The sequence below is a fragment of the Halomonas sp. PA16-9 genome, from assembly GCF_009728585.1.
Lineage (GTDB): Bacteria > Pseudomonadota > Gammaproteobacteria > Pseudomonadales > Halomonadaceae > Vreelandella > Vreelandella titanicae.
The window spans coordinates 1,369,456-1,393,219 of sequence record NZ_CP040452.1; the positions used below are offsets into that span (position 1 = coordinate 1,369,456).

The 23,764-nt window shown below is 53.1% G+C and carries 15 protein-coding genes and 3 pseudogenes; 7 read left to right on the top strand and 11 right to left on the bottom strand.

What is annotated here, in order from left to right; translation table 11 throughout:
- Positions 1–233: 233 nt before the first annotated feature.
- The 5 genes and pseudogenes from FDY98_RS22690 to FDY98_RS22710 all read left to right on the top strand — a co-directional run bounded on the left by FDY98_RS22690 (position 234) and on the right by FDY98_RS22710 (position 9,680).
- Entirely contained in the window at positions 234–1,133 is a 900-nt protein-coding gene (locus FDY98_RS22690) for a LysR family transcriptional regulator (protein ID WP_027960112.1), read from the top strand.
- 304 nt (positions 1,134–1,437) lie between these two features.
- Positions 1,438–5,318, top strand: a pseudogene (gene recB, locus FDY98_RS22695) (exodeoxyribonuclease V subunit beta).
- On the top strand, positions 5,315–7,630 hold the full coding sequence (gene recD, locus FDY98_RS22700) for an exodeoxyribonuclease V subunit alpha (RefSeq protein WP_340146948.1): 2,316 nt from the start codon (positions 5,315–5,317) through the stop codon (positions 7,628–7,630). Before recB ends, recD begins: the two are co-directional and overlap by 4 nt.
- A 627-nt stretch (positions 7,631–8,257) precedes the next feature.
- Positions 8,258–9,439: a reverse transcriptase family protein gene (locus FDY98_RS22705; RefSeq protein ID WP_035538792.1), complete on the top strand. Its 1,182-nt coding sequence runs from the start codon at positions 8,258–8,260 to the stop codon at positions 9,437–9,439.
- Positions 9,440–9,449: 10 nt separating this feature from the next.
- A complete protein-coding gene (locus FDY98_RS22710) occupies positions 9,450–9,680 on the top strand; it encodes a retron Se72 family effector protein (protein WP_027960107.1) in 231 nt (76 codons plus the stop codon).
- Positions 9,681–9,790: 110 nt separating this feature from the next.
- Here FDY98_RS22710 and FDY98_RS22715 read toward each other — a convergent pair whose 3' ends face one another.
- The 4 genes and pseudogenes from FDY98_RS22715 to FDY98_RS22730 form a co-directional block, all read right to left on the bottom strand.
- Entirely contained in the window at positions 9,791–10,825 is a 1,035-nt protein-coding gene (locus FDY98_RS22715; RefSeq protein ID WP_027960106.1) for a hypothetical protein, read from the bottom strand.
- Positions 10,826–11,316: 491 nt separating this feature from the next.
- Positions 11,317–12,376: pseudogene (locus FDY98_RS29825) on the bottom strand (DUF2235 domain-containing protein).
- A gap of 357 nt (positions 12,377–12,733) precedes the next feature.
- Positions 12,734–13,684: a homocysteine S-methyltransferase gene (mmuM, locus tag FDY98_RS22725; protein WP_027960104.1), complete on the bottom strand. Its 951-nt coding sequence runs from the start codon at positions 13,682–13,684 to the stop codon at positions 12,734–12,736.
- A 5-nt stretch (positions 13,685–13,689) separates the two neighbouring features.
- Positions 13,690–15,128, bottom strand: a pseudogene (locus FDY98_RS22730) (amino acid permease).
- Between the two features lie 363 nt (positions 15,129–15,491).
- On the opposite strand from FDY98_RS22730, the gene FDY98_RS22735 reads away from it, so the two are divergent.
- Positions 15,492–16,385 carry an Rpn family recombination-promoting nuclease/putative transposase gene (locus FDY98_RS22735; RefSeq protein WP_269318628.1) on the top strand — a complete coding sequence of 298 codons (894 nt, stop codon included), beginning with the start codon at positions 15,492–15,494 and terminating at the stop codon, positions 16,383–16,385.
- 35 nt (positions 16,386–16,420) lie between these two features.
- Here FDY98_RS22735 and FDY98_RS22740 read toward each other — a convergent pair whose 3' ends face one another.
- Positions 16,421–17,023: a glutathione S-transferase N-terminal domain-containing protein gene (locus tag FDY98_RS22740; protein WP_027960101.1), complete on the bottom strand. Its 603-nt coding sequence runs from the start codon at positions 17,021–17,023 to the stop codon at positions 16,421–16,423.
- The gene (locus FDY98_RS22745; RefSeq protein ID WP_035538860.1) at positions 17,023–18,282 is read right to left on the bottom strand and encodes a YbfB/YjiJ family MFS transporter; all 1,260 of its coding nucleotides are present in this window, start codon (positions 18,280–18,282) and stop codon (positions 17,023–17,025) included. Before FDY98_RS22745 ends, FDY98_RS22740 begins: the two co-directional genes overlap by 1 nt.
- 150 nt (positions 18,283–18,432) lie before the next feature.
- Between FDY98_RS22745 and FDY98_RS22750 the strand changes: the two genes are divergently transcribed.
- Positions 18,433–19,326: a LysR family transcriptional regulator gene (locus tag FDY98_RS22750; protein WP_022522636.1), complete on the top strand. Its 894-nt coding sequence runs from the start codon at positions 18,433–18,435 to the stop codon at positions 19,324–19,326.
- A 17-nt stretch (positions 19,327–19,343) separates the two neighbouring features.
- Here FDY98_RS22750 and FDY98_RS22755 read toward each other — a convergent pair whose 3' ends face one another.
- From FDY98_RS22755 to FDY98_RS22775, 5 genes are all read right to left on the bottom strand, one after another.
- Positions 19,344–19,631 carry a helix-turn-helix domain-containing protein gene (locus tag FDY98_RS22755; protein ID WP_022522635.1) on the bottom strand — a complete coding sequence of 96 codons (288 nt, stop codon included), beginning with the start codon at positions 19,629–19,631 and terminating at the stop codon, positions 19,344–19,346.
- Positions 19,632–19,991: 360 nt separating this feature from the next.
- Positions 19,992–20,483 carry a GNAT family N-acetyltransferase gene (locus FDY98_RS22760; RefSeq protein ID WP_022522633.1) on the bottom strand — a complete coding sequence of 164 codons (492 nt, stop codon included), beginning with the start codon at positions 20,481–20,483 and terminating at the stop codon, positions 19,992–19,994.
- A gap of 235 nt (positions 20,484–20,718) precedes the next feature.
- Positions 20,719–21,231, bottom strand: coding sequence for a hypothetical protein (locus FDY98_RS22765; protein WP_155706224.1), 513 nt, complete (start codon positions 21,229–21,231; stop codon positions 20,719–20,721).
- 442 nt (positions 21,232–21,673) lie between these two features.
- A complete protein-coding gene (locus tag FDY98_RS22770) occupies positions 21,674–22,369 on the bottom strand; it encodes a haloacid dehalogenase type II (protein ID WP_155706226.1) in 696 nt (231 codons plus the stop codon).
- Entirely contained in the window at positions 22,350–23,585 is a 1,236-nt protein-coding gene (locus FDY98_RS22775) for an MFS transporter (RefSeq protein WP_022522630.1), read from the bottom strand. Before FDY98_RS22775 ends, FDY98_RS22770 begins: the two co-directional genes overlap by 20 nt.
- Positions 23,586–23,764: the final 179 nt, after the last annotated feature.

The following is a 23,764-nucleotide window of genomic DNA, read 5'->3' on the forward strand; positions in this document are numbered from 1 at the left end:
TCCTTAAGCTATATTTACAGACCTGTTTACAGACACGTTTTTATACAAGCCTTCACATAGCTTACTGAGCTCACGATTGCCGCTATCAAGAGATACCCAAGTACTGCATTGCAGTAAGGTAGAGCATAGGGAGCGTCAGGGTATGAGAAAAACGCTATTGTTAGCACGGCTCGTTGCCGAAAAGTGAACACCTACCTACATTATTGTTTTAATTAAAAAAACAGGGAACCAACATGCAAATTTCAATGTTCAAGTACTTTTTGACCGTCGCGGAAACGGGGTCGATACGCCAGGCGTCGCTCTCCCTTCATGTCAGCGCTTCGGCCATTAGTCGCCAAATCCAGAACCTTGAGCACAGCTTCCAGACAACGCTGTTCGATCGCTGCGCAGATGGGATGCTGCTTACGGAAGAAGGCAGGGTTCTGGCGCTCCACATGCAGCGCACCATGCGTGAAATGGAGCTGGCAAGAGCCAAGATAGCCGATATACACGGATTGACGGCAGGCACGGTGAGATATGCCACTATCGAAGGCGTTGCTAGGGCCTGGCTGTTCCCTGCCATTGCAGAGTTTCAAAAAGCCCATCCACTCGTCGAATTCAAAGGACGTATTTCAGGGGCAGAGGCCGTCTACCAAGCCCTTGAAAATGATCAGGTGGATTTCGGAATTACCATGCAAGATGACTTCTATCCTGGTATCAGTATCGTTGAAAAATTCACGACCCAATTCAAGGCGGCCATGCCTCACCAACACCCATTGGCCAAACATAGTACGTTGAACCTGAAAGACTTAACCCCCTACGAGCTGACAATGCTCGACCCAACGTTCCATACTCGGCGAGCGCTTGATACCTCCCTGTTAAGGCTGGGCCTCACCGCCAAGATTGGCTTCGAACTCGACCACATCGAGTTGATCAAGGTGCACGTCATGCAGACCGGCAACCTCACCATATTACCCGACTACGCGGTGAGCCATGAAGAGAAGCACCAAACCATGGCCATTGTCGATATCGCAGAAAACGAACTCCCCTCTGCGACGACTATCCTCTGTGTTCGCAGGGGACGTATATTGACTAAAGCAGCCGAGGCGATCATCAACAGCTTACGGAAACGCCCCATTACGCTGCCTTTATAACGACAAATAAAATATATAAAAGACGGCGGTCTCAATAACTAAGCCACGCCAGCTTTATATCCCTACTCAAGCACACTGGTTAAAATGCACTTTTTAAATCAAGAACCAGAACCTATTCAATAACTGTAAACAATGATGTGTATTTATTGATTGAATACAGGCAGCCTGAAACAGCCATAGTAACGACTTCCAGAGCAGCCCGACTTCTACCCAGCTACCTTCTCGTGTTCAAATAAGCGTTGGACAAGCCTCGTCCTACAGCGCCCTGCCGTGCTGACCAGTGAATACTGCTCGGGATACCGCCATGCCTTCTATCACATCTCTTGACCCCCTGAGCCTCCCGCTTCACGGCAGCCGACTGATAGAGGCAAGCGCTGGCACCGGCAAAACCTTCACCATCGCCCTGCTTTACGTGCGGCTGGTACTCGGCGGTCACAGCGTTGACGACGACACAGCATTTATCCGCCCGCTCACGCCGCCGGAAATCCTGGTCGTCACCTTCACCAACGCCGCCACCCAAGAGCTACGCGAACGCATCCGCAACCGGCTGGTAGAAGCGGCGGAAGTATTTCGAGCTGAGGACGTAGAAGGAGGGGCGCCGGGGGCAAGCCGTAGTGGAGGTCATTCAACAGGGATGTTGAATGTAGCGCCCACGGATGGGTTCACAGCGCCTCCACGTAGGCTTGCCGCCGGGGAAGCCCCGGTTGCACTAGATCCGTTGCTCCTAGAACTCCGCGACCAATACGACCCCGCCACTTGGCCTGCCTGCTCGCGGCGCCTGGCGCTGGCCGCCGAATGGATGGACGAAGCTGCGGTTTCCACCATCCACAGCTGGTGCTACCGCATGCTGCGCGAACACGCCTTCGACAGCGGCAGCCTGTTCTCCCTCAACCTGGAAAACGACCAGCGCGAACTGGAACAGGAAGTGGTGCGCGACTACTGGCGCAGCTTCTACTACCCGCTAGACGGCGACGCCCTCGGCATTGTCACCCGCTACTGGAAATCACCGGACGACCTGCACGCCCCGCTGCAAAGGCTACTGCCCGAAAGTGAAGCGCTGGGCGAGGAAAAGCCCGAACCCAGCGAGACCCTGGCCGCCACCCAGGCCGAACGCGCCGCCCAGCTCAGCGAACTCAAAGCCCCCTGGGCCGCCTGGCTGGACGAACTAGTGCCCGCCCTGGAAGAGGCCGCCACGCGCAAAGCCTTCAAGGGCCAAAGCTTCAACGCCAAAAGCCGCGCCAACTGGCTAGGCGCACTACGCGAGTGGTGCGAAAGCGATGCCGACCGCCCGGCGCTCACCGACGCCGCCTGGAAACGCATGACGCCCGACGGCATGGCCGACATCTGGAAAGAGGGCGCACCGCCCTGCCCGCAAGCCTGGGAAGCGCTGGCACAGCTACCGAAGGCGCTGGATGCCCTGCCCGAGCCGCGCAACGACCTGCTGATTCACGCCGTGCAGTGGTGCCGCGCCCGGCTGGAGCGCGAACAGGAGCGCCGCGCTGAGATGGGCCCTAACGACCTGCTCACCCATCTGGATCGCGCCCTGAAAGGCCCCAACAAAGAGGCCCTGGCCGCGCAGATCCAGCGCCAGTTCCCCGTGGCACTGATCGACGAGTTCCAGGATACCGACCCGATCCAGTACCGCATCTTCAACGCCGTGTATGACGTTGCAACGCCCCGCCGCGACAGCGCCATCCTGCTGATTGGCGACCCCAAACAGGCGATTTACGCCTTTCGCGGCGCGGATATTTTCACTTACCTGCAGGCCGTCATGACACCGATGGCCGCCACGTCACGCTGGGCACCAACTTCCGCTCCAGCCACGCCATGGTGGCAGCGGTCAACCACTGCTTCAGTTACGCCGACCAGCATGATGTCGGCGCCTTCCTGTTCCGTGCCGATGGCGGCGACAACCCGCTGCCGTTCAACCCCGTCAACGCCAAAGGCACCAAGGAGACGCTGGTACACAACGGCAAACCGCTACCCGCGATGACCTTGTGGCCACTGGAAAGCGAAGAGCCGCTCTCCAAAACCGCCTACCAAACCGAGATGGCCGAGCGCTGCGCCTCGCACATGGCCGCACTTCTGGAAGCAGGCCGCCAACAGCAGGCGGGCTTTGCTAAGGCGGCTGACGACAGCGACGATAACGGAGAGCAATCACTCACTCCGCTGGCCCCCTCGGACATGGCCGTGCTGGTCAACGGCCTGCAGGAAGCACGGGCGATTCGACTGGCGCTGGCCAGCCGGGGCATCAAGAGCGTCTACCTTTCCGATCACGACAAGGTGTTCAGTTCACCCATTGCCCCGCAGTTGGCCATTTGGCTGCGCGCCTGCGCCGAGCCCCAGGCCAACTCCCGCCAGGCGGAAGCCAAGCTGCGCGCCGCCCTGGCAACATCAGCACTAGGGCTAAGCCTTGAGGAACTCGACCACCTCAATCAAAGCGAGCTGGCCTGGGAAGCGCGAGTCGAGCAGTTCAGCGACTACCACCGCCTGTGGCAGCGCCAGGGCGTGCTGCCGCTGGTGCGCCGATTGATGGTCGATTTTGATATCGCCGCACGGCTGCTGGGGGAGTTCGCCGAGGGTGAGCGTTTGCTAACCGACCTGCTCCACCTGGGTGAAATGCTCCAGCACGCCAGCCAGGAGCTGGATGGCGAACACGCGCTGATTCGCTTTCTGGCCGAAGCCATTGCCGACCCGGATAGCCATGGCGACAGCCACAAGCTGCGCCTGGAGAGCGACGCCGATCTGGTCAAGGTAGTCACCATTCACAAATCCAAGGGGCTGGAGTACCCGCTGGTGTTCCTGCCGTTTATCGCCAACCATCGCCCGGTCAGTGGCACCGACCTGCCGCTGCGCTGGCACGATAGCGACGGCACGCTGCGACTCAGCCTGAGCGCCGATGAAGCCACGTTGGCCACCGCCGACCGCGAACGCCTCGGCGAAGACCTGCGCAAGCTCTACGTAGCGCTCACCCGCGCCCGCCACGCCACCTGGCTAGGGCTGGCGCCGCTGAAAGGTAGCGAGAACAGCGCCATCGGCCACCTGATCAACGGTGGCAAGGCCATCGCCCCCAGCGCGTTTACCCAGGCGATAGGCGAGTTGGTGAAAGGCAGCGATATCGCGCTAAGTGCCGCCACGGAACCCACTGCGCTGCGCTTCACACCAGCGCCGGAGCAGCAGGCACTGGGCCACGCCCGCACGCCTCTGCGCCCTGCTCGGGAACAGTGGTGGATCGCCAGCTACTCAGCGCTGCGTACTTCTGGGGCGGTCTCTGGATCTAGCACCATCCCGCTGACAACGCCCGCGCCGGAACCCACCACGCCACAGGAAGCCACCACTCTGGAAGTGCTGGACGAGCCCCACGACAACGCCACCAACACCGAGGCGTTTCATTTACATAGATTCCCGCGTGGGCCCGGCCCCGGCACCTTTCTGCACGGGCTTTTAGAGTGGGCGGGGCAGCTAGGCTTTAACACCGCCTTAGAAGACCCCGCCGCGCGGGAAGATATGCTGCGGCGGCGCGTACAGCTACGCGGCTGGCAGGCATGGCACGACACACTGGCGGGCTGGTTTGAAGAGCTGCTCGCCACGCCGCTCCCCCTGCCTATTTCCACGTCCCCGTCCCTGAAAGAGCCCAGCGAAGGCAGCCAGGTGGCGCTATGTGAACTCGAAAGCTATCAAGTGGAACTGGAGTTCTGGTTTGCCGCGCACCAGGTACAAACGCGCAAGCTGGATCAGCTGGTCAGTGACCACTTACTGCCAGGGGTATCACGCCCCGTATTGGATGCCGACACCCTCAACGGCATGCTCAAAGGCTTTATCGACCTCGCCTTTGAGCATGAAGGCCGCTTCTACGTGCTCGACTGGAAATCCAACTACCTGGGCAGCGACGATAGTGCCTACACCACTGACGCCCTGCGCAATGCCATGCTCGAAAAACGCTACGACCTGCAAGCGGCGCTTTATATGCTCGCCCTCCACCGGCTGCTGAAAGCCCGCCTGCCCGACTACGACCCGAGCCAACACCTGGGCGGCTCGATGACGGTATTTCTACGCGGCAGCCGCACCACCGCCCGCGGCGTACACGCCGTGCCAGCGCCGGTCGAGCTGATCGAAGCGCTGGATGCACTGTTTACCGGCACAGCGGAAGACACCGCAGCAACTTATCAGGAGGCGGTAGTATGAGTAAGCGTGATTTAGCCTCCAAGAACGGGGGCTCCATGAACCTTGACCTGTTCGCCGATGACGCGCCGCCCGCTGCACCTGAATCAACTGCATCGGTAACACCACCGACAGAATCAGCCGCCAGTGCTACCCAGCCGCACCCCGCGCTAAGCGATACCGCCGCGCTATTCCTGCTGTGTGAGCGCTGGGTTTCTCGTGGCTGGCTGCGGGACCTGGATCTGGCCCTGGTGCGCTTTCTCGACCGTGAAACCCAAAACGCCCCGCCACTGCTACTACTGGGCGCAGCGCTGGCCAGCCACCAGCTTGGCCGTGGCCATGTATGCCTGGATATAGCCACCACCCTGGAAGCGCCAGATTTTGCGCTTTCGCTGCCGCCGGAAGGCGACGACCTCAACGACCCGCCGCCGCTGCCCAGCCATGTGCTGGCTACGCTAACGCTGCCCGAGTGGCAGGCCGCGCTCAACCATCCCACGCTGATCAGCGACGGCCCCGGCAATACGCCCCTGGTACGCAGTGATGGCCAGAACACTACACGTCTCTACCTGCGCCGCTATTGGCAGTTCGAGCAAACCCTACACCAGGAAATCGCCGCTCGGCTTAGCACGGATAGCCCGGTGCATAGCTCAGAGCCATCGCCGCTACTTAAAAGAGCTCTGGATACACTATTCCCGGCAACTGACACCCTGGATTGGCAAAAAACCGCCTGCGCCCTCGCTGCCCGCAGCCCGTTCGCGATCATCACCGGCGGCCCCGGCACCGGCAAAACCACCACGGTGGTACGCCTGCTGGCCCTGCTTCAAACCCTGCAACTGGCCCAGCCCAACGCCCACCCGCTGCGCATTCGCCTGGCCGCCCCCACAGGCAAAGCCGCCGCACGGCTGAATGAATCCATCGCAGGGCAAGTCGCAAAGCTCCCCATAAATGATTTAGCCACTTTGTGGGAGGGAGCTTCAGCTTTGGTTCGACACATCGACGAAGATAATGCCCCAGAGCAGCTACAAGCCGCCATTCCAACCGAAGTCACCACACTTCACCGATTATTAGGTGCCAGAGCAGACACCCGCCACTTCCGCCACAACGCCGCCAACCCGCTGGCACTGGATGTACTGGTGGTGGATGAAGCCTCGATGGTGGATATCGAAATGATGACGGCGCTGCTTAGCGCCCTGCCCGCCAGCGCCAAGCTGGTGCTGCTGGGGGATAAAGACCAGCTGGCATCCGTAGAAGCAGGCGCCGTGCTGGGCGACCTGTGCCGCCGCGCCGACGCCGCCCACTACACCCCCGCCACGGCGCAGTGGCTAGCCGAACTCACCGACCACCCGCTGCCAGAGGCATTAATCGACCCGTACGGCCAGCCGCTGGACCAAGCCATTACCATGCTGCGGGTAAGCCACCGCTTTACTGAATCAAGCGGCATCGGCCAGCTCGCCCAGGCGATTAACCAACCGCTAAGTGAGGCATTACGGGAACGGGATAAACACCAAGCCGTACATGGCGTACTGAATAACGGCTACGCCGACCTGCACCACCTGGTGCTGAAGCCCGACGCACAAAACGAAGACAGCGCCCTGGAGCGCCTGGTGATCACCGGCAGCCCGGAACGTTTTCCCAACGCAGGCGAAGGCCGCACCAATTTCAAGGGCGAGCAAATCGCACCGCCCACCGGCTACCAGCACTACCTGAATACCCTGGAGAGTGAACGGCCTGATACATCGCTCGCGTTTGAAGAAAACGGTAAAGCTTACAATACCTGGGCTAAGCAAGTACTGAACGCCTACAGCCGCTTTCAACTGCTATGCGCGCTACGCAAAGGCCCATGGGGAGTAGAAGGCTTAAACCTGCGTATCGCCAAAACTTTGCGCCGCGAGAAGCTGCTATTCGGCAACGACCACACGCTAGAGAAAGGCTGGTTTGAAGGCCGCCCGGTGCTGGTCACCCAAAACGACTACGGCCTAAAACTGATGAACGGCGATATCGGCATCACTCTCGCCGTGCCTGATCCACGCACTCCAGGCAGGACACTTCTACGCGTTGCCTTTCCAACCAGCGACCCGGAAAACCCAATTCACTGGGTACTGCCTTCCCGCCTGCACGCGGTAGAGACCGTGTTCGCGATGACGGTACACAAATCCCAAGGCTCCGAGTTTCAGCACACCGCCCTGCTGCTACCGCAAACACCCAACCCGATTCTCACCCGAGAGCTGGTCTACACCGGCATCACCCGCGCCCGCGACTGGCTCACGGTGATCGAAGCCAAACGCGGGATATTGAATGATGCGGTGACGCAGGAGGTTATGAGGGTTAGTGGGTAGGAACTAATTAGTATATAAAAAGTGAGTTCGACTAAAAGAAGGGTTGCTAACGCCGACTATAATTGCTAGTTTTAAATGGGGTTGCATTCAACCTCTCCGCTCTTTAAAACCAACAGCTAATGCTTTGTCAAAGAATCCGAAGCTAAGTGGTTCTCCTCTTAGCGACCCCAAAGCAGGGGTCGTGACCGCTCCCCCGGGATCTTTTCGGTCAATCAGATAGCAGCGCCCAAATCGCTCGACGGCTTGGCGACTCTTGTCTGGCAAAGAAGTTAGGTATCATCCTTAATCCAGTACTATTATTCTTTGCATTGCGCACCTATTGGTCTGGCAGATCCCTGTCCATCGACTGGGACAAACCAAGAGGTATCATGATGAAAATTTTAGTAATCATTAAATTGCGCAAAAGCATTAGTTGTAAAGAGTCTGCCTGCGTTTCTAGAGATAGGAGTAGGCAGGAAGGAACTGGATTAGGTGGTGGTGTTCTTTCAAAAATTTTGAAATGGACCCTCATCATTAGATTATGTTTCTGGTTTAGCACTCTCCATGATAAATTTGTGGAACTTAGCAGCCAGGCCATGAACTTAATGATTTGATACTTAGCTTCGCTTAAAATTAGGAATATCAGCAATGGGTGACAAACCGCACTACCCTTTCGAACCTATCGCGTCATCAAAAACTCTTGCCAAAACTTTAGGTGTGAATCTTCCTTTATTACTAAAAACAGCAAGCAATACTTCAAACTCTTACACTTCCTTTATAGTACCCACAAAAAGTAAAGATAGAACTGTATACGAACCAAAAACAACTTTAAAATACATACAGAAAAAAATAAACAAAGAAATACTCTCGCGAGTGGAGTTTCCTAGTTATTTAATGGGGGGAATAAAAGACACGCAATCCCCGAGAGACTATCTTGCTAACAGCAGGATGCATTTAAGGAAAGAAAGCCTCATAAATCTTGACATTGAAAACTTCTATCATAGCATAAAGAAACCTTATGCTACTCAAATATTTAAACAATTATTCAAATTTAATGATGAGGTTTCAAATTTACTAACAGAATTAGTAACACTTGACGGACAGGTTCCACAAGGGGCATGTACATCAAGTTATATTGCGAATCTTGTGTTTTTCAACAGTGAATATACTGTGGTTAATAATTTAAGAGCTAAGAAAATAGCTTACACCCGCTTACTTGACGATATTACTTTATCTGCCGACAGAAAGCTTACAAACATAGAAAAAGAATGGCTCATATCGCAAGTAACAGGAATGATCGTGAGTCATGAGCTCAAAATAAAAGATGCTAAAACAAGAATAGAGAACAGAGACCACCCAAGATCTCGTTATGAGGTTACAGGTGCTTGGGTGAAATATGGCGAACCTAAACTCAGAAAAAAAGAAAGAAACAAAATAAGACATGATGTCTATATATGTGAATTATTTCACGAAAAAGATCCAACTACTGAAGAATACCATAGGCTTTGGAACAGGACATCAGGGCTTGTATCTAAACTAGGAAGATTTAATCATAAAAATGAAGCAGATAAATTAAGAAAAAGGCTTTCGTTCATATTACCAAAATACAGCGACATCCAAGCAAAGACATTGCAAACAAAAATCTATCAAATCGTAAATAGAAAAAAGAAGAACAATATTGATATTAACAACCCTGGATTATCAAAGCAAATTCTTCGCTTTTATCATAATTTGGGCATATTATCGAGGACGCATCCACATCTTTCTAAACCACTAAAAAACCAATTACGCTCTGAGTTCGGAACTATGATTAGAAATGAATATTACTAAGGAAATACACATGGAAGACCCCGAATATTATAAAGGTATAATAAACACCTACAACCATCTTAAAGGATTTGGCTTTATTAGAAGAGAAAAAGGAAAAGATGTTTTTTTCTTCTTTGAAGATTTCATAGAAAGAAATGCTAACATAACCATTGGCGATACTGTAAAATTCATTATTGAGAAAAAACCAAAGGGTCCAAGGGCTTTTAAAATCGAGGTGGTCAGCGGAATTGATCAGCACTAGCGCACTAAAAAGTATTACAAACTACAATTTAATCATTTTTTCTAAGAAGTCTTAATATTTATTTATTTTTAATATGCTACATTAAGCCTTTCAGCAGGTATTTTAGACAGCTATGTAACATGTGTATTGGTTGTAACCACATTATCTTCCGCTTCGGCATCAGCCCTCGCAGCAAGGACACTTTCAACATCTAAAGTATGGGGATAAGATATTAAAGCCGAAAGCCCTACTCCTTCTTTTATCCACTGAAAACAATTTATACCAAGCTCTTGATTTCCAATTTTATCAACATGATATGCCTTACCCGTATCAAAAACTGAATATGTTCTCACTTCTAAATTATCGCCACACTTAAGATGAAAACGAAATCCATCTGTTGGCTGAAGCGCTTTAAAAGTAAACATAAACCAATGATCGGCACCAAATTCTGTAACATAAGCCTCTATATCAAGGTGATCATACTTATCACCATATTTATTCAAATCTATAACCATTACTCTATCTTTAGATCCAGCCTTCGTTTCTTCCTTAAATACGATATCATCAATTACTTGTCTTGTTCCATCGGGCTTATTAATTACCACTTTATCCACTTTCGAAAAATCATCACCCTCATCAAAACCTATTTTCAACTCCCTATAGCCGCTAACGCTAGGATAAAGTCTATATGAATATAAAGCTTTCACTCCAACCCTTCCCAACTCATCATCAAAAAAGGCCTGAGCTGCAATAGAGTAATTACTGCGAACATTCTTATTAGCTATATTTAAAGTGTCACGTATATAATCTTCATAATATTTTTCAATATGTTGGTAAATATCCTTATCACGATCAGGCGACTCGAGCAGTGACTTTAAAGCTTGTTTTTTACTATCCCCACTTAAATTACCTAAAAACTTCCTGCTCACTACAACATTTTCTAAAAGCTTAGTAATATTATCTAAAAACTCAACTGTTCCTAATGTATAGGTAAAAATTGATGCAACTATAATTGATATGGAGACAGTTTTTACTAATTCAACAATAGTAGTCCATACAAACCTGCTCTCATCAATATTCTCTTGAATTAACAATGAAATTGTTAAAAGAAGCATACCTCCCCATAAATACTTAGAAAATAAAAAACCTAGAGCAGATTTGTTCATCGAAATACTCTCCCTAAAATTTTAGTTAAAATGCCTATTTATTATCATTTATAGAGCTTCAACCAGCTTTTTTGTATTTTCTGGTAATATTTCAGGTTTCGCCTAACGATCAATAAAACATGTCCTCATCATTAAACGAACCTTGAGCAGATACACCAGTACTTAGCAGATAGCCATGTTTACGGAGTTCCAGCGTATTGGTGGCGTCGGCCAGCAGAATGTCTTCAACTGCACCTGCATGCGCTGCTTGCTTGGATGAAGCGTTATGCGGGCATTCTGCATCGTATTGTCCCTGCGGCGTTTTTCGCTCTAATGCTTCGAGACTAGCAGTTAATTTAGATTAAGCCTACTTTGAATACTTAGTTTTTAGTCGATAGTGGACACTTCGTGACTTGGGTCAGTCATCGCTTCCACGCGGCCACTTATGGCACCTGGGTGAATGCGGCATAGCGCCAGCTCGTAGCCTGCGAGTCAAAAGTTGCCCGCCCTGCCTACTGCTCCGGTGGGGAAAGATGGGCATCGGTTAAGGTACGTGGCCGGTACTCACACGTTGTATCGGCCCAGCGCTTCCAAACACTCTCATCGACGGAAATATTCACCGCACACTGCCCTGGCATCACTTCCGAATACTGTCGGTAAAATCGGCCGTCAGTAGTGTTTCCAAGGCGTTTGTATCTGGCGTAGAACCCCTTCAGAAAATCTGAAAACGAATCATTGGGTGCTGTCTTCCAGGCATCCTCTGTAAAATCAAAGGGTGCCACTTTTAAGCCTGCCTTTTGCGCCTTGGCTAACATCCAGCTCAGCGATATATCGGCCAGTGTGTCGTCAGCGCCATAGCCGCCGCCTACATTGGCGTGGGCGCCGATAAACCAGCACTGCTCTACGTCACGATTGCCCGTTTTCTGCTTGCCATCCTTGCTTGTCCAAAGCGATACGTTGTAGGTCGCTCTGTGTTCGTCCAGCGCGACCGCTTGATAGGCATGATCGACAATGCTGGAAAGCTCGGTATCGTGCCAATCGTATTTGCTTTTGAACAGGTTGGTTCCGGCACGCCCAGCGCGCCAACGGTATCCCACACACCAATGAAATGAATCCTGGGCTGGCGGCTGAAACTCTCTTTGAACCCTTTGCATACGTCAGAATCGGGGTGCAAATCGCGGTTTCGATAAATACTTTCGGCCTTATCGAGCAACCCTGGCGTGACGACATGCACTAGCCCGCATTTACGAATCATCCCCACCAGGCTTCTGGCGGTGTAAGCACCACGGCTGAACCCGAATATCCAGATCTCATCGCCTTCACTGTAACGCCTTGCCAGCCAGTCATAGCCTTCCTGTAGGTTTGTGCTCAGCCCGTAACCGAAGGCTCCGCCGGTAAAGCGCTGAAACTTGGATGTCCCTACGCCGGGTTGTAATAGAACCGCTGCCTAATACCGTCATCGTCATCATGGATCAACCGGGTAATTCGATAAACATTGGTTTGGTCTTCGGGGTCGTTCCACGTCCCATCAAATAGCAGGATCAGTTTTTGTTTTGTCATTGTGCTCCCCATGATGATGCGCACCTTTGAACAGTGCTCATTACCACTGACGATAGACAGCGAAAACGTTATCCATCCTTGGGCCTACATAGCGCATCCGGCAGCCTCAATATTATTAAACTAATGTTAGTCGTAAATTCATCGCTATGCCTGTCGGTATTACCTGGTCGACGAAGGACGCGCCACTAAATGAGCGGTTGGGCGGGGTGCAGCCCTCGCTAAGGGCTGTGTTCAGCGTTAGGAAGCCGAAAAGCGCTTTGGAAGGCAAACGCAGCGGTGCCCGCAAACTGATTGCGGATATTAGAAGAGCTGCCCGTCGAGGAGATAGAGAAGTTACGGGCAGAGACTCAGCATTGAGGCCTAGTTAGGCTAGAGTGACCGCCGCCACTGGGCCAGCGCTTGAATATCCTCCGGTGTCGTGCGGCAGCATCCGCCAATGCCTGACGCGCCTGCTGCCAGCCATTGTTCTACCCCTTGAGCCAGCCCGGAAATATCCGCAGCGGTATGATCGCAATGGGCCGGATACCAGGTTTTGGTCACCGCGTCATACACTTCCCCTGAGTTGGGATACACCAACACCGGCAGATTGCACTCACGGCGGATTTCCTCAATCAGCGATTCGATATGGGCCAACGCCGTGCAGTTCACACCAATCGCCGCTACGCCTGGGCACTTGGCCAGGGCCCTCGCACATTCTGCGATCGGCGTGCCATCGCTGATGTGTTGGCCATCCTTCGCCGAGAAAGTGATCCATGCCTGCGCGCCCGGATGCTCGGCCAGCAAATCGGTGATCGCCAGCGCTTCCTCCAGTGAGGGCAAAGTTTCAGCGGCCAGTAGATCCGCCCCCGCCGCCAGCAAGAGTTCAAAACGCTCGCGGTGAAATTCAACCAATCCAGCGCGATCCAGATCATAGCCGCCCCGATATTCACTGCCGTCCGCCAGATACGCGCCATAAGGGCCTACGGATGCGGCCACCAGTGGTTTGGGACGGTCGGTTTGGCCGGGGTGCCAGACCGCATCCCGCGCTTGCTGCGCCAGCGTGACCGATAGCTGAATCAACGCCCGCGCCTCTTCTGCCGTCATCCCCGCCTGCATAAAACCTGGCACGGTGGCCTGATAGCTGGCGGTAATCGCACAATCGGCACCGGCTTCAAAGTAAGCCTGATGAACCTGACGAATCTTCTCCGGGGCCTGTGCCAGCAGGCGCGCCGACCAGAGGGCGTCATTGAGGTCGCAGCCTAGCGCTTCCAGCTCAGTGGCCAAGGCACCGTCGATGACCATAAAGGGCACGTCGGCCAACAGGGCTTTAATGGGATTCAACTCATTCATACGGCGTTTTCCTCAACGGCGTTGGGCGAATGTTCAGAACGTTGGGAGGCCGAACGGTGGCGCACAAAGTGCATCAGGTAGCACAGGCCAATGAAAGGCACACCGAAATAGAGCGCCACGCGTTGTTGCGGGTCAAAGGCGATACCAATGCACGCTGCCAGGCAGGCCGCAAACGCTATCAAAGGCACCCAGGGATAGCACGGCGTGCGGTAAACCAGATCCTTCAGCCGCCCCCTTCACGCAGGTATTGGCGACGGAAGTTGAGCTGGCTGAGCGCAATCGCCATCCAGACCACCACTACGGCCAGACCGGAAATCGAGACGAGCACCAGATAGACGGTTTCAGGGCATAAACGCTGGAGAACAGCGCGCCCAGGCCGCCGACCATGCTGAGTAGCAGGGCATTCATCGGAATGCCACGCTTGTTGAGGCGGCCAAGCGACTTGGGCAAGGTGCCCTGGTCAGCGAGCGTCCATAGCATGCGCGACGAGGCATAAAGACCGGAATTGGCCGCCGAAAGCAGCGCGGTGATGATCACAAAATTCATGATATCGGCTGCACCCGGCACGCCAAGGCGTTGGAATACGGCCACAAAGGGGCTTTGACTGAGCCCGGCTTGATCCTGGGGTAACAGCGCCGCTATCACGACGATGGTGCCGACAAAAAACAGGATCAATCGCCACAGGGTCGCGCGGATCGCTTTGGGCACATTGCGGGCCGGGTCTACCGTTTCTCCGGCGGCAATGCCAATCAGCTCGGTGCCGGAAAAGGCAAACATCACTGCCAGTAAGGCGGTACCAATGGCCATCAGGTTGGGCGGCATGGCGCCCTCCCCACAGTGCCGATAGCCCCGGTGAGGCGACCTCTGCGCCAGTGGCATCATGCAGCGGTACCCAGCCAATAATCGCCACGGCGCCCACCAGCACAAACACCACCACCGCAATCACTTTGATCAGTGAAAGCCAGAATTCAGACTCGGCAAAGAAGCGCGAGGTAAACGCATTAACGCCAAAAACAATCGCCGCAAACATGCCGCTCCAGTACCAGCCGGGGATGTCGGGAAACCAGCGCCCCATAAAGACCGCCGCCGCGGTGAACTCTGAACCTAGCGCCACCGTCCAGGTGAGCCAGTACATCCAGGCCACCATATAGCCGGTGCCGGGGCCAATATAGCGGCTGGCATGCGCGCTGAAAGCGCCTGAATTCGGCATATGCACCGCCAGCTCGCCCAGGCACATCATCACCAGCCAGGCAACGATGCCACCCACCAGATAGGCCAACACCGCCCCGATAGGCCCGGCCTGCTGCACGGTATAACCGGAACTCAAAAACAACCCGGTGCCAATCACGCCCCCCAAGGAGAGCATCACCAAATGGCGCGTCTGCATACTGCGCTTGAAGTGCGCCCTATCTTGATCACTTGCTGGCTCACTCATGGTGACATCCCTATCTTTGACCTAACACGGCGGCAGGCGCCCAGCGGCCTGGCTCAGAAAGGGCACCATTTTAGTGCATCCTTAATTTCCTAAAAAGCATAAAAGGATTATTTAATATTCTTATTTTGAATATGCAGTCTGGCATGGGTGCTAAGGGCTGGATATATCAAATGCAGGCAGTGTCTAACGCCAACCCGACAACAGTTGCTTGCCAAGCCCCCGCTATTTATTCTTAGGTATATTTTTTTTGCGATGCACTCGCTTAGGCACATTGAATAAGGAGCACTCATGGTGGGCACCATTCACAAACATCATGATACCGGCTACAAGGAGTTGTTTAGCTACCCCGAATTCGTGTAACAGTTGATCGGAGGCTTTACGCCTGCTGAGATTGCTAAGCTGATGGATTTCTCCACCCTGAAGAGCCACAGCGGCAACTACATTACGCCGCTTTTTGAAGAGAAGATTGAAGATGTGGTGTGGTCGGTTGAAGTGAAATGGAAAGGCCTCACCCAACGAGTATTTCTGTATATTCTGCTGGAGTTTCAGTCCTCGGTGGATCGCACTATGCCCATTCGACTACTGCACTACGTCGCCTGTTTCTATAGCGAACTATTCAAACAGAAGATCATCACGCCCAGCCAAGGGTTGCCGCCCGTGCTCCCTGTCGTGTTGTATAACGGCTCAGAGCGATGGACGGCACCGCTAGACATCTTCGAGATGATCACCCCAGAACCGCCCGACTTTCTTCAGATTTACCAGCCCCACCTACGCTATTACCTAGTCGATGAAGGGCGCTATACTGATGAACAGCTAGGCTTAGTTCAGACACCGTTAAGCGGTGTGTTCAGCGTCGAAAACGCCGGTGAGAGTTGGGAAGCCCTGCAACTAGCCGTTGATCGTATTGTGGCCATTATCAAAGCGGATCCGAACAAAGAACGCATTGATAAGGTCATCACGCGCTGGATTAAGCGTCATCTGCAGCGGCTTGGTGCAGAAGTTAATCTAGAGCGGCTCAACAGTTTGGTGGAGGATAAAGACATGTTGGCAGAAAACTTAGAAAATCTGGTGCAAAAAGAGCGTCAGGAAGGTCGTCTGGAAGGGCGTCAAGAAGCCGAGCAACGTGCCTTGGAAGGCAAACGCAACGCAGCCCGTAAGCTGATCGCTCGCACCGAAATGGATGATCAAATGATCGCAGATATTGAAGAACTGCCGGTTGAAGAAGTGGAAAAGTTGCGGGCTGAGATCCAGCACTGAGCTCGCTTTCTCCCCACTTCTCCTAATAGAAAGTCCTAACAGAAAGCCGTCTGCTGAAAGCTCTCTCGCGCAGTAACGCTAGCGTGCCATGCCAGAAGCTGCGGGTAGTCTTTTTTCCAGTTCACCTCTGGCAGCCTAAAGGCGAGATAATCCAGCGCCACTGCAGTGGCGATGTGACCCAGATTGATAGTTGAGGTCTGTTGTATTTCGCCAAGCTCACCGTCCAGCTGCTTTAATAGCCGCTGAATGGCCCGCGAACGCCTCTGCCCCAGCTCGCTATCATCAATCCCATTGCCGTAATGCTTTCTGGCAATCACGGTATTGAACGCGGCATCCATCAGGTTTTGACCCAACCCGGTCAGGTGCAGCACCTCACCTAAACCAGCCGTGGGAATCATCGGCTTGTTGGGGCTAACGCTATCCAGGTAAACGGCAATCAGCATTGATTCGCTAAGCGTGGTGCCCTCCTCCGTTACCAGCACGGGAATACGACCGGCGGGGTTGGCTTTTAACAGATCTACATCATCTGCCCAGGGGTCGCACCACTTTAGCGTCACGGCGTCCGCCAAGTCTTTTTCCAGTAACACGATGCGCACCAGGCGCGCATAGGGCGAGGTTGCGTTTAGGTAGAGTTCCATTATTGCTTCCCGTGGTGTGTAAAGTGCTTTGAAGAGTGCTGTGTAGCGTGCTTTGTAAGTTGTTGGGCAGAAAGATGCGAGTGACGCTGCTGTATGCCACGGCTAAGCAGCACCAGCAAAAAGCCAGCGACGAGGATGAGGCCGCTGATGGCAAACAGTGGCGTGTAGCTGCCCCAAGCGCCATAAAGCGCGGACATGGCATAGCCCGCCACTGCCTGGGCGGCAGCAAAGGCGGCGGTAGCTTGCCCCCAGAGCTTCTTGTGGGCGGTTGGCCCTACCAACTCAGCAAGGCGGCCAGAGGTAAGTGCAACAATGCCGGGGATCATCGCCCCCACCATGAACGAGGAAACCGACTGGCTGAGTAGGGCGAGCGAGAACACCGGTAGCAAGACGGCAGCGGCCTTCGCCGCAAAGGCGATCATCAAGCCACCCTGCCAACCCACTCGATGCGCCAGTGCGCCTACCATGAACGGCCCACACAAGGCGCCCAACCCGAAGATTCCCCACTGCAGGGAAGCCGCTTGGTTACCCAGAGCGTTTTCCCTGGCGAGATAGTCCACCCAGAACACGGTATGGGGCACAAAGCCAATTGCATCCAGGGCATAAGCGCCAATGACAAGCAGCACAACGACCTTTACACCCGCATACCCTGTGGAACTATTACCCACTGAACTAGCCGTTATCGGTGGGGTTAAGTGCGCCACTCCCCAGTCGCACAAAAGGCCAGCGGCAATACAGAGCAGCCCCAGCGTGCCCCAGGTGACTGTCAGGCTTAACCCAAGGAGTAACGGTACGATGAAGGCCGAAAGCAGTGCCCCAAAGCCAATACCGGTAAACACCATGGCACCGACACGCGTTCGCCTTTCAGGTGGTGTGGCCGCCAACGCCAGCGAGGGACCAACGACCATTAAGATGGCCCCGGCAATGCCCGACACCAACCGCCAGAAGAAGAACCAGAGGAAACCACCTGCCCCGGCGCAGAGCACAAAGCTTAGCGCGATACCCGCAAAGCTTGCGGCCATCACCAAGCGAGGAGAAAAGCGCTCACTCAGCGAGTGAGCTGCGAGTGCACCGATAAAATACCCCAGCAGGTTGGCGGCCCCCAGGTAGGCGCCTTGGCTCGCGGTAAACCAACCCTCTTGAATAATCGCAGGCAATAGCGGCGTATAGGCGAAGCGCGCAATGCCAATTCCCGCCAGGGTCGCCATTATACCTGTCATCAGGGCAGGCAGATCGTGAGTAGTGAGTGATCGATTCATCATGTTGTGTCCTTTTCGTGCCGCCTTTCGGGCAAGGTGGGCAGCGCGTTAGTGCACAGTCAGACTACGCGTAAGGAACTATTTCTAGAAACGATTAGTTTTTTGATAGCTACTATCTTGTTTAAAGATAACCTGACAGGGAGACGTCGCGTGCAATTGAAATCACTGCGACTATTCATGGCCGTAGCCGAAACCGGCAGCTTCGTGACGGCGGCTAAGCAACTGCACACGGTGCAATCCAATGTGACGGCCCACATCAAGAAACTTGAGGAAGAGTTAGGCGTACAGCTGATTCACCGTGCAGGACGCGTTCGCCCTACGAGTGCCGGATCGGCGCTGGTGGAGTACGCCGAGCGCATGCTGACAGCCCACGACGAAGCGGTATCGCTGTTCAAAGGCCAGGAGAAGGCGTGTGGGCGGCTGCGTATAGGCGCCATGGAGACCACGACGGCGTTGCGCCTTCCGCCGATACTGGCGGCGTACCACGCAGCGCAGCCTGACGTTGATATCCAGATAAAGACCGGGCCCACGGCTGAGCTGGTCGAGTTGTTGCTTAACGGGCAGGTGGACTGTGTCTTCGTGGCCGGGCGACTCGAGCATGGCCGCTACCACTTGCTCAAAGCATTTAGCGAGCAGCTTGTCTTAGTCGGCTCAACACCTATGACGAGAATGCCCTCTTCACAAGAACTGCTGACGTCTGCTTTCTTGGCGTTTCGCCAGGGGTGCAGCTACCGCCAGCGTATCGAGCTGTTGCTGGCTTCCTACGGCGTCAATGCAGGCCGGATTTTTGAGTTCGGGTCACTGGACGCGATGCTTGGCTGCGTTGCTGCCGGGATGGGTTACACGGTGCTACCCCGTGGGACGGTTGAAGCCCATCAGCACCGGTTCGGGATTCATACGCTGGAACTGCCCACGTCCATCGCCAATGTCGATACCTATTTTGTCGCCCCCGAACCAGAGTCCTGGACACCCGCCCTGGCAAGCTTCGCTGAAACGTTGCGTGACGCGGTGGTGGTGGATGAGCCTCAGCTTACAGCGTCGTGAGGTGGGTGGCTGCCTGATCAATGAAGTTGATCAAAGACTTCCGGGCGTTGTTCAGCAATACGCAAAAGAGCAATGGCCGGGCCCTGTGGCTCTCTACGGCCTTGTTCCCAGTCCTGAAGGGTACGTATGCTTACTCCCAGAAGCCCTGCGAAGGCCGATTGAGATAGGTTCAGTTTCAACCGAATCATTTTGGGTGGCGAGGGCTCTGCTAACTCGTTAGTGCGCAGCGCTCCCCTACCTTTCTTGAAATGTTTTATCTCATTAATGCCGTCGAGTATCTCTGCTCCAAGATTTCTTTTAACCATTTTTGATTGCCTCCGCTATCTGCTTGAGCATGTGCCCAGGGATACTGGCGCGCTCCGTTTTACTATACAGCGTGAGCATCCATATCTCGTGGTCAGATTTCTTCCAATAATAGATAGCTCGGATACCGCCACTCTTTCCCGAACCTGTTGATGACCAACGAACTTTACGAACACCACCCGACCCTTTAATGAGGTCGCCCGCATCTGGTTTCTGCAACAAATACGTTTGCAGCCCACGGTACTCCTCATCCGTAAGATAACTCGGTAATAGCTTGGTGAACGTAGACGTTTCGATGAATAGCATTGCTTAAATATACGGCTTTGCCGTATAAAAAACAAGACTGGATCGGCTCCAGATATCTACCTTGTACGGCTTCTAGAAAACGCTGTGTCAGCACTAGATTTTCCAAAAATAGTGCTGGACTGCTCCATCTTATTGGCTAACACCGGCTTACCGTTGTAGCAGGCCTCAAACTCCTCGGTCACTTTAAAACCATATTGCTGATAGAGCGCTTTTGCCGCCACGTTGCTTCTTGCGACGCAGAGCGTAACGGGTCTTCCGATCCAGGCAATCATATGACCAAACAGTTGATTACCGACGCCTTGGCGGCGAAAAAGCGGGTGAACAAGCAGCGTGCGAATCTCATTTTCGTAAACTGCCCCGTACCCACGAATGCCCTTATCAGCATAAACAAATATCACTGATTCCATCAGCCCTCGTAGGCGCTCCTCGTCTTGCCGAAGCGGTATCAGCTCAAACGGGCCTCGCTCAAACCGGAACTCATCTAGCTTGGCGAGGGTGTAAATTTCCTCTATGGCTTCAAAATCCTGGTCTTCAAATACTCTTATCATCGTTTTGGTAAAAAAATCAGGTAAGTAGCACGTCTAATAATTGCTGTAGAAGCCTTCATGCTGACAGCAGAGGATTAACTCCTATAGCTCATTCGATCATACAAACACCTGGAGTTGCCTAAGGCTGTTGGATGAACTACAGCTCACTGCGTCGTGCATGGGGTAGCTGGCTGATCAGTGAAGTTGATCAAAGACCTCCCGGGGTTGTTTGCGGCCTGCTGCCATATTTATTAACTTAAGGCCAAGGAACAGGTACAGTCCCAGCTAACGCATCCTCCAACTCCTCATGAAATTGTGGGTCATCAAGCACTTCCTTCGCTAATGTAGAAATTTCGGCTGCTTCTACTCCGCGGTCATTAACCACAAGAACTGCAACTAATGTCGCTGCTTTATTGCGAAATGAATTAATATAGAAATCGGATCTAGAAGTATTAGAATCTGAGTTGTTAGCGCTTAGCATGCCGCTTTCAAAGCTATGCTTCATACGTAGAAAGTCATGCTGTGGATTGACGTATTTCACATACAGTTCATATTCTTTACCCTTGATCAACGCCGGTTGCGCGAAATTGAAAGCTCTATTGGCAGCCTCTGGTTGCTCCGAGTCGAGGAGTTTAAAGATTTCCGTTGTCTTTGAATCCTCATTGAGAACTGCATTTATTGATACAAGATCGCGAAATGCATTTCGATCATACTCTTCATTGATCAACTTAGTGATCAGGCCTCCTCTCACCTGAAGAAGTTCATCCATGGCCGGTGGATATTCTTGTCCGAGCCTCACCCAGTCATAAAGTGCAAATGATGTTTGACTGCAGAGATACTTTCATCTATTTGCTCTGCATTCTCGTGAAACCAAATATGCTTTTCCAGCGCAGACTCGTACCGCTTGGCCTGCATATCCAGTCGCGCCTCATGTAAGATCTGAAGCAAATCAGGATTATCAGGTGGAGTCCAATCAGTTGCTACCGCTTGAGCCGATATGAAAAAAACAACATGATGGCGACAAAAAATCGAGCTAACTGCATTTTGCATTCCTTGCGATAAAAATGTTACTAGACGCGCAGTGTTCGCGCGTCTGCTCGCTCTACCATTAAATAAAGCCTGGGGATAAGCTCACTGCTCAAACACTCAATACCTATAGCTGCCACTATCTCAACAAATGCTATCCAGCCCTAACGGCATGTATTGTTGGCTCACTCTATTAGACTCTCGCTCAACGCGACGAGGTCTTCAGCCACAAAATCCCATGCTTCTTCTGCTTCTAAATCTTTGCTCTGTTGGGGGCCATATTCTGTACGACGGGATATACACGCTGTTTTCATTCCTAATGCACGGGCAGCACGCAGGTCAGCATTATGCGCCGCACACAGCATTACCTCTTCAGGCGGTAGGCGTAGCAGACGGCAAGCGCCTAAATAAACCTCCGAATCAGGCTTGTAGTGCTCGAATAACTCGGCGCAAAAAATCATATCCCAGGGTAGCTTGGCGTGACGGGCAACATCGACCATTAATGAGACATTACCGTTGGTCAGCGTTGCGATGATGGTGTGCTCTTTCAAGCGCTGTAGGCCACTCTGAACATCTGGCCAGGGCTCTAATTGGTGCCAAAAGTGATTGACGCGATCAATGGTCGCTTTGTCTAGCGCAATCTCATGTTGATTGAGTAGTTTGACTAAGCTTTCTCGATGCAGATCATCTAATACCGTCCAGGGGATTTCCCCTCTGCGTACCCTGTCCATGGAAGGCGCATAAAGCTGACGCCATTGATCAGCCAGCTCTTCACTAGGCAGTTCAATCCCCAGCTCTTTCTCTAGCTCATTGAATTGATTAATCAAACTGGAGCGCCAATCAACAAGAGTGCCAAATACGTCAAACACGATCGCTTTCATTAATTTCTCCTTGCCGCTGGATGGTCATTAATAGCCCCAATAACGTCATGGCGATCAGCAGACTCCAGCCGAGCATAAAACTGCCACTTATATCTAACAGCCACCCAAGGAGTGGTGGTATCGATACAATCGCCAGTTGGTTAATCGCCATAGCCAATCCCAGTACAAAGCCGGTTTTATCAGCAGGTGCAGACTCAGCCACATAAGCTACCCAAGGGCCGTACCAACCAAAACCAAAAAAGCCTAGCCAGGCCATCAAACCGCTCAGCATGAGCGTTGAGTGAAGCGGTAGCCAAACCAATACCAGCAGCCCTACTATCACCGCCACCATGCACCCCATTACCGGAAAATAGCGTGAGCGACAGCGGTCGCTCCAGGCCGCCAGCAAAATACGTCCGGCAACCCCGGCCCCTTGGGCTACGAATAGCAGCGCCGCCGCCTGCAGTACCTCCATTTGCAAGCGGCTATGCAGATAGAGCACGGTAAAAATCAAAATGCCGTACTGAACCGAGATCAAACTAATACCGGACGCCATGATCTGTTTCATGGCCGGTTCACGAATCATTGCCAATCGCGATAAGACGACTTGTTTTACGCTACCTTCAGAGGCTCTTGCTACCGGCACCACGCCACCAGGGGTACGGTAAAAAAGTATAAAGACCAACGCCCCGAAGATTGCAATCAGCCCACCCACCAGAAAAGAGGCGCGCCACCCCCAGGTGATAGCGACGGTTGGCAGTACGATCGCCGCCAGCGCCCCACCGAGCGGCAAACCTGCCTGACGAATCCCCATGGCAAAACCGCGCTGGGATTTATCGAACCAAGCAGCTACCGATTTGCTACCGCCAGGCTGGGCGGTACTGTAGCCCGCCCCTACGATGACCAAAAACAGCAGCATTGCCCAGTAACTCTCAGCCAGCACGGCAGCGCTTAGCGCGATGCCCACTACGAGGGTTCCCACCCCTACCACTAAGCGTTCACTGAACCTGTCCAGCAACTCGCCGGCAACTAACAGCCCGACTAAAGGCACCAGTTGAGCAGCAGAGACCAGCGCCCCAATCTGAAATGCAGAGAGCGCCATATCTGCCTGTATATAAACGCTGATGGCCCCGATGCCTTGAACGAAAAAGCATGCCGCTGCTTGAGCCAGGGTGGCTATCAGTAGAATGAACCAGCGGTAGTTGTGAGCAGAAGCCATAGGCAGCATTGTCGTCATAGGGGTTCTCAGCGCATTGAGCCTTTCCTAAGAATTAACCCTTTTTGGGCGCTAAGCCGCGACGATATCGCAACGCCTGTTGCCACATCAGCAAGCACCGCTACTTTTCTGGCTAGGTTGCGTTACCGAATAAAAGAGGCGAAAAAATTGCCAACATTGCAATGAAGCGTGGAATGCCG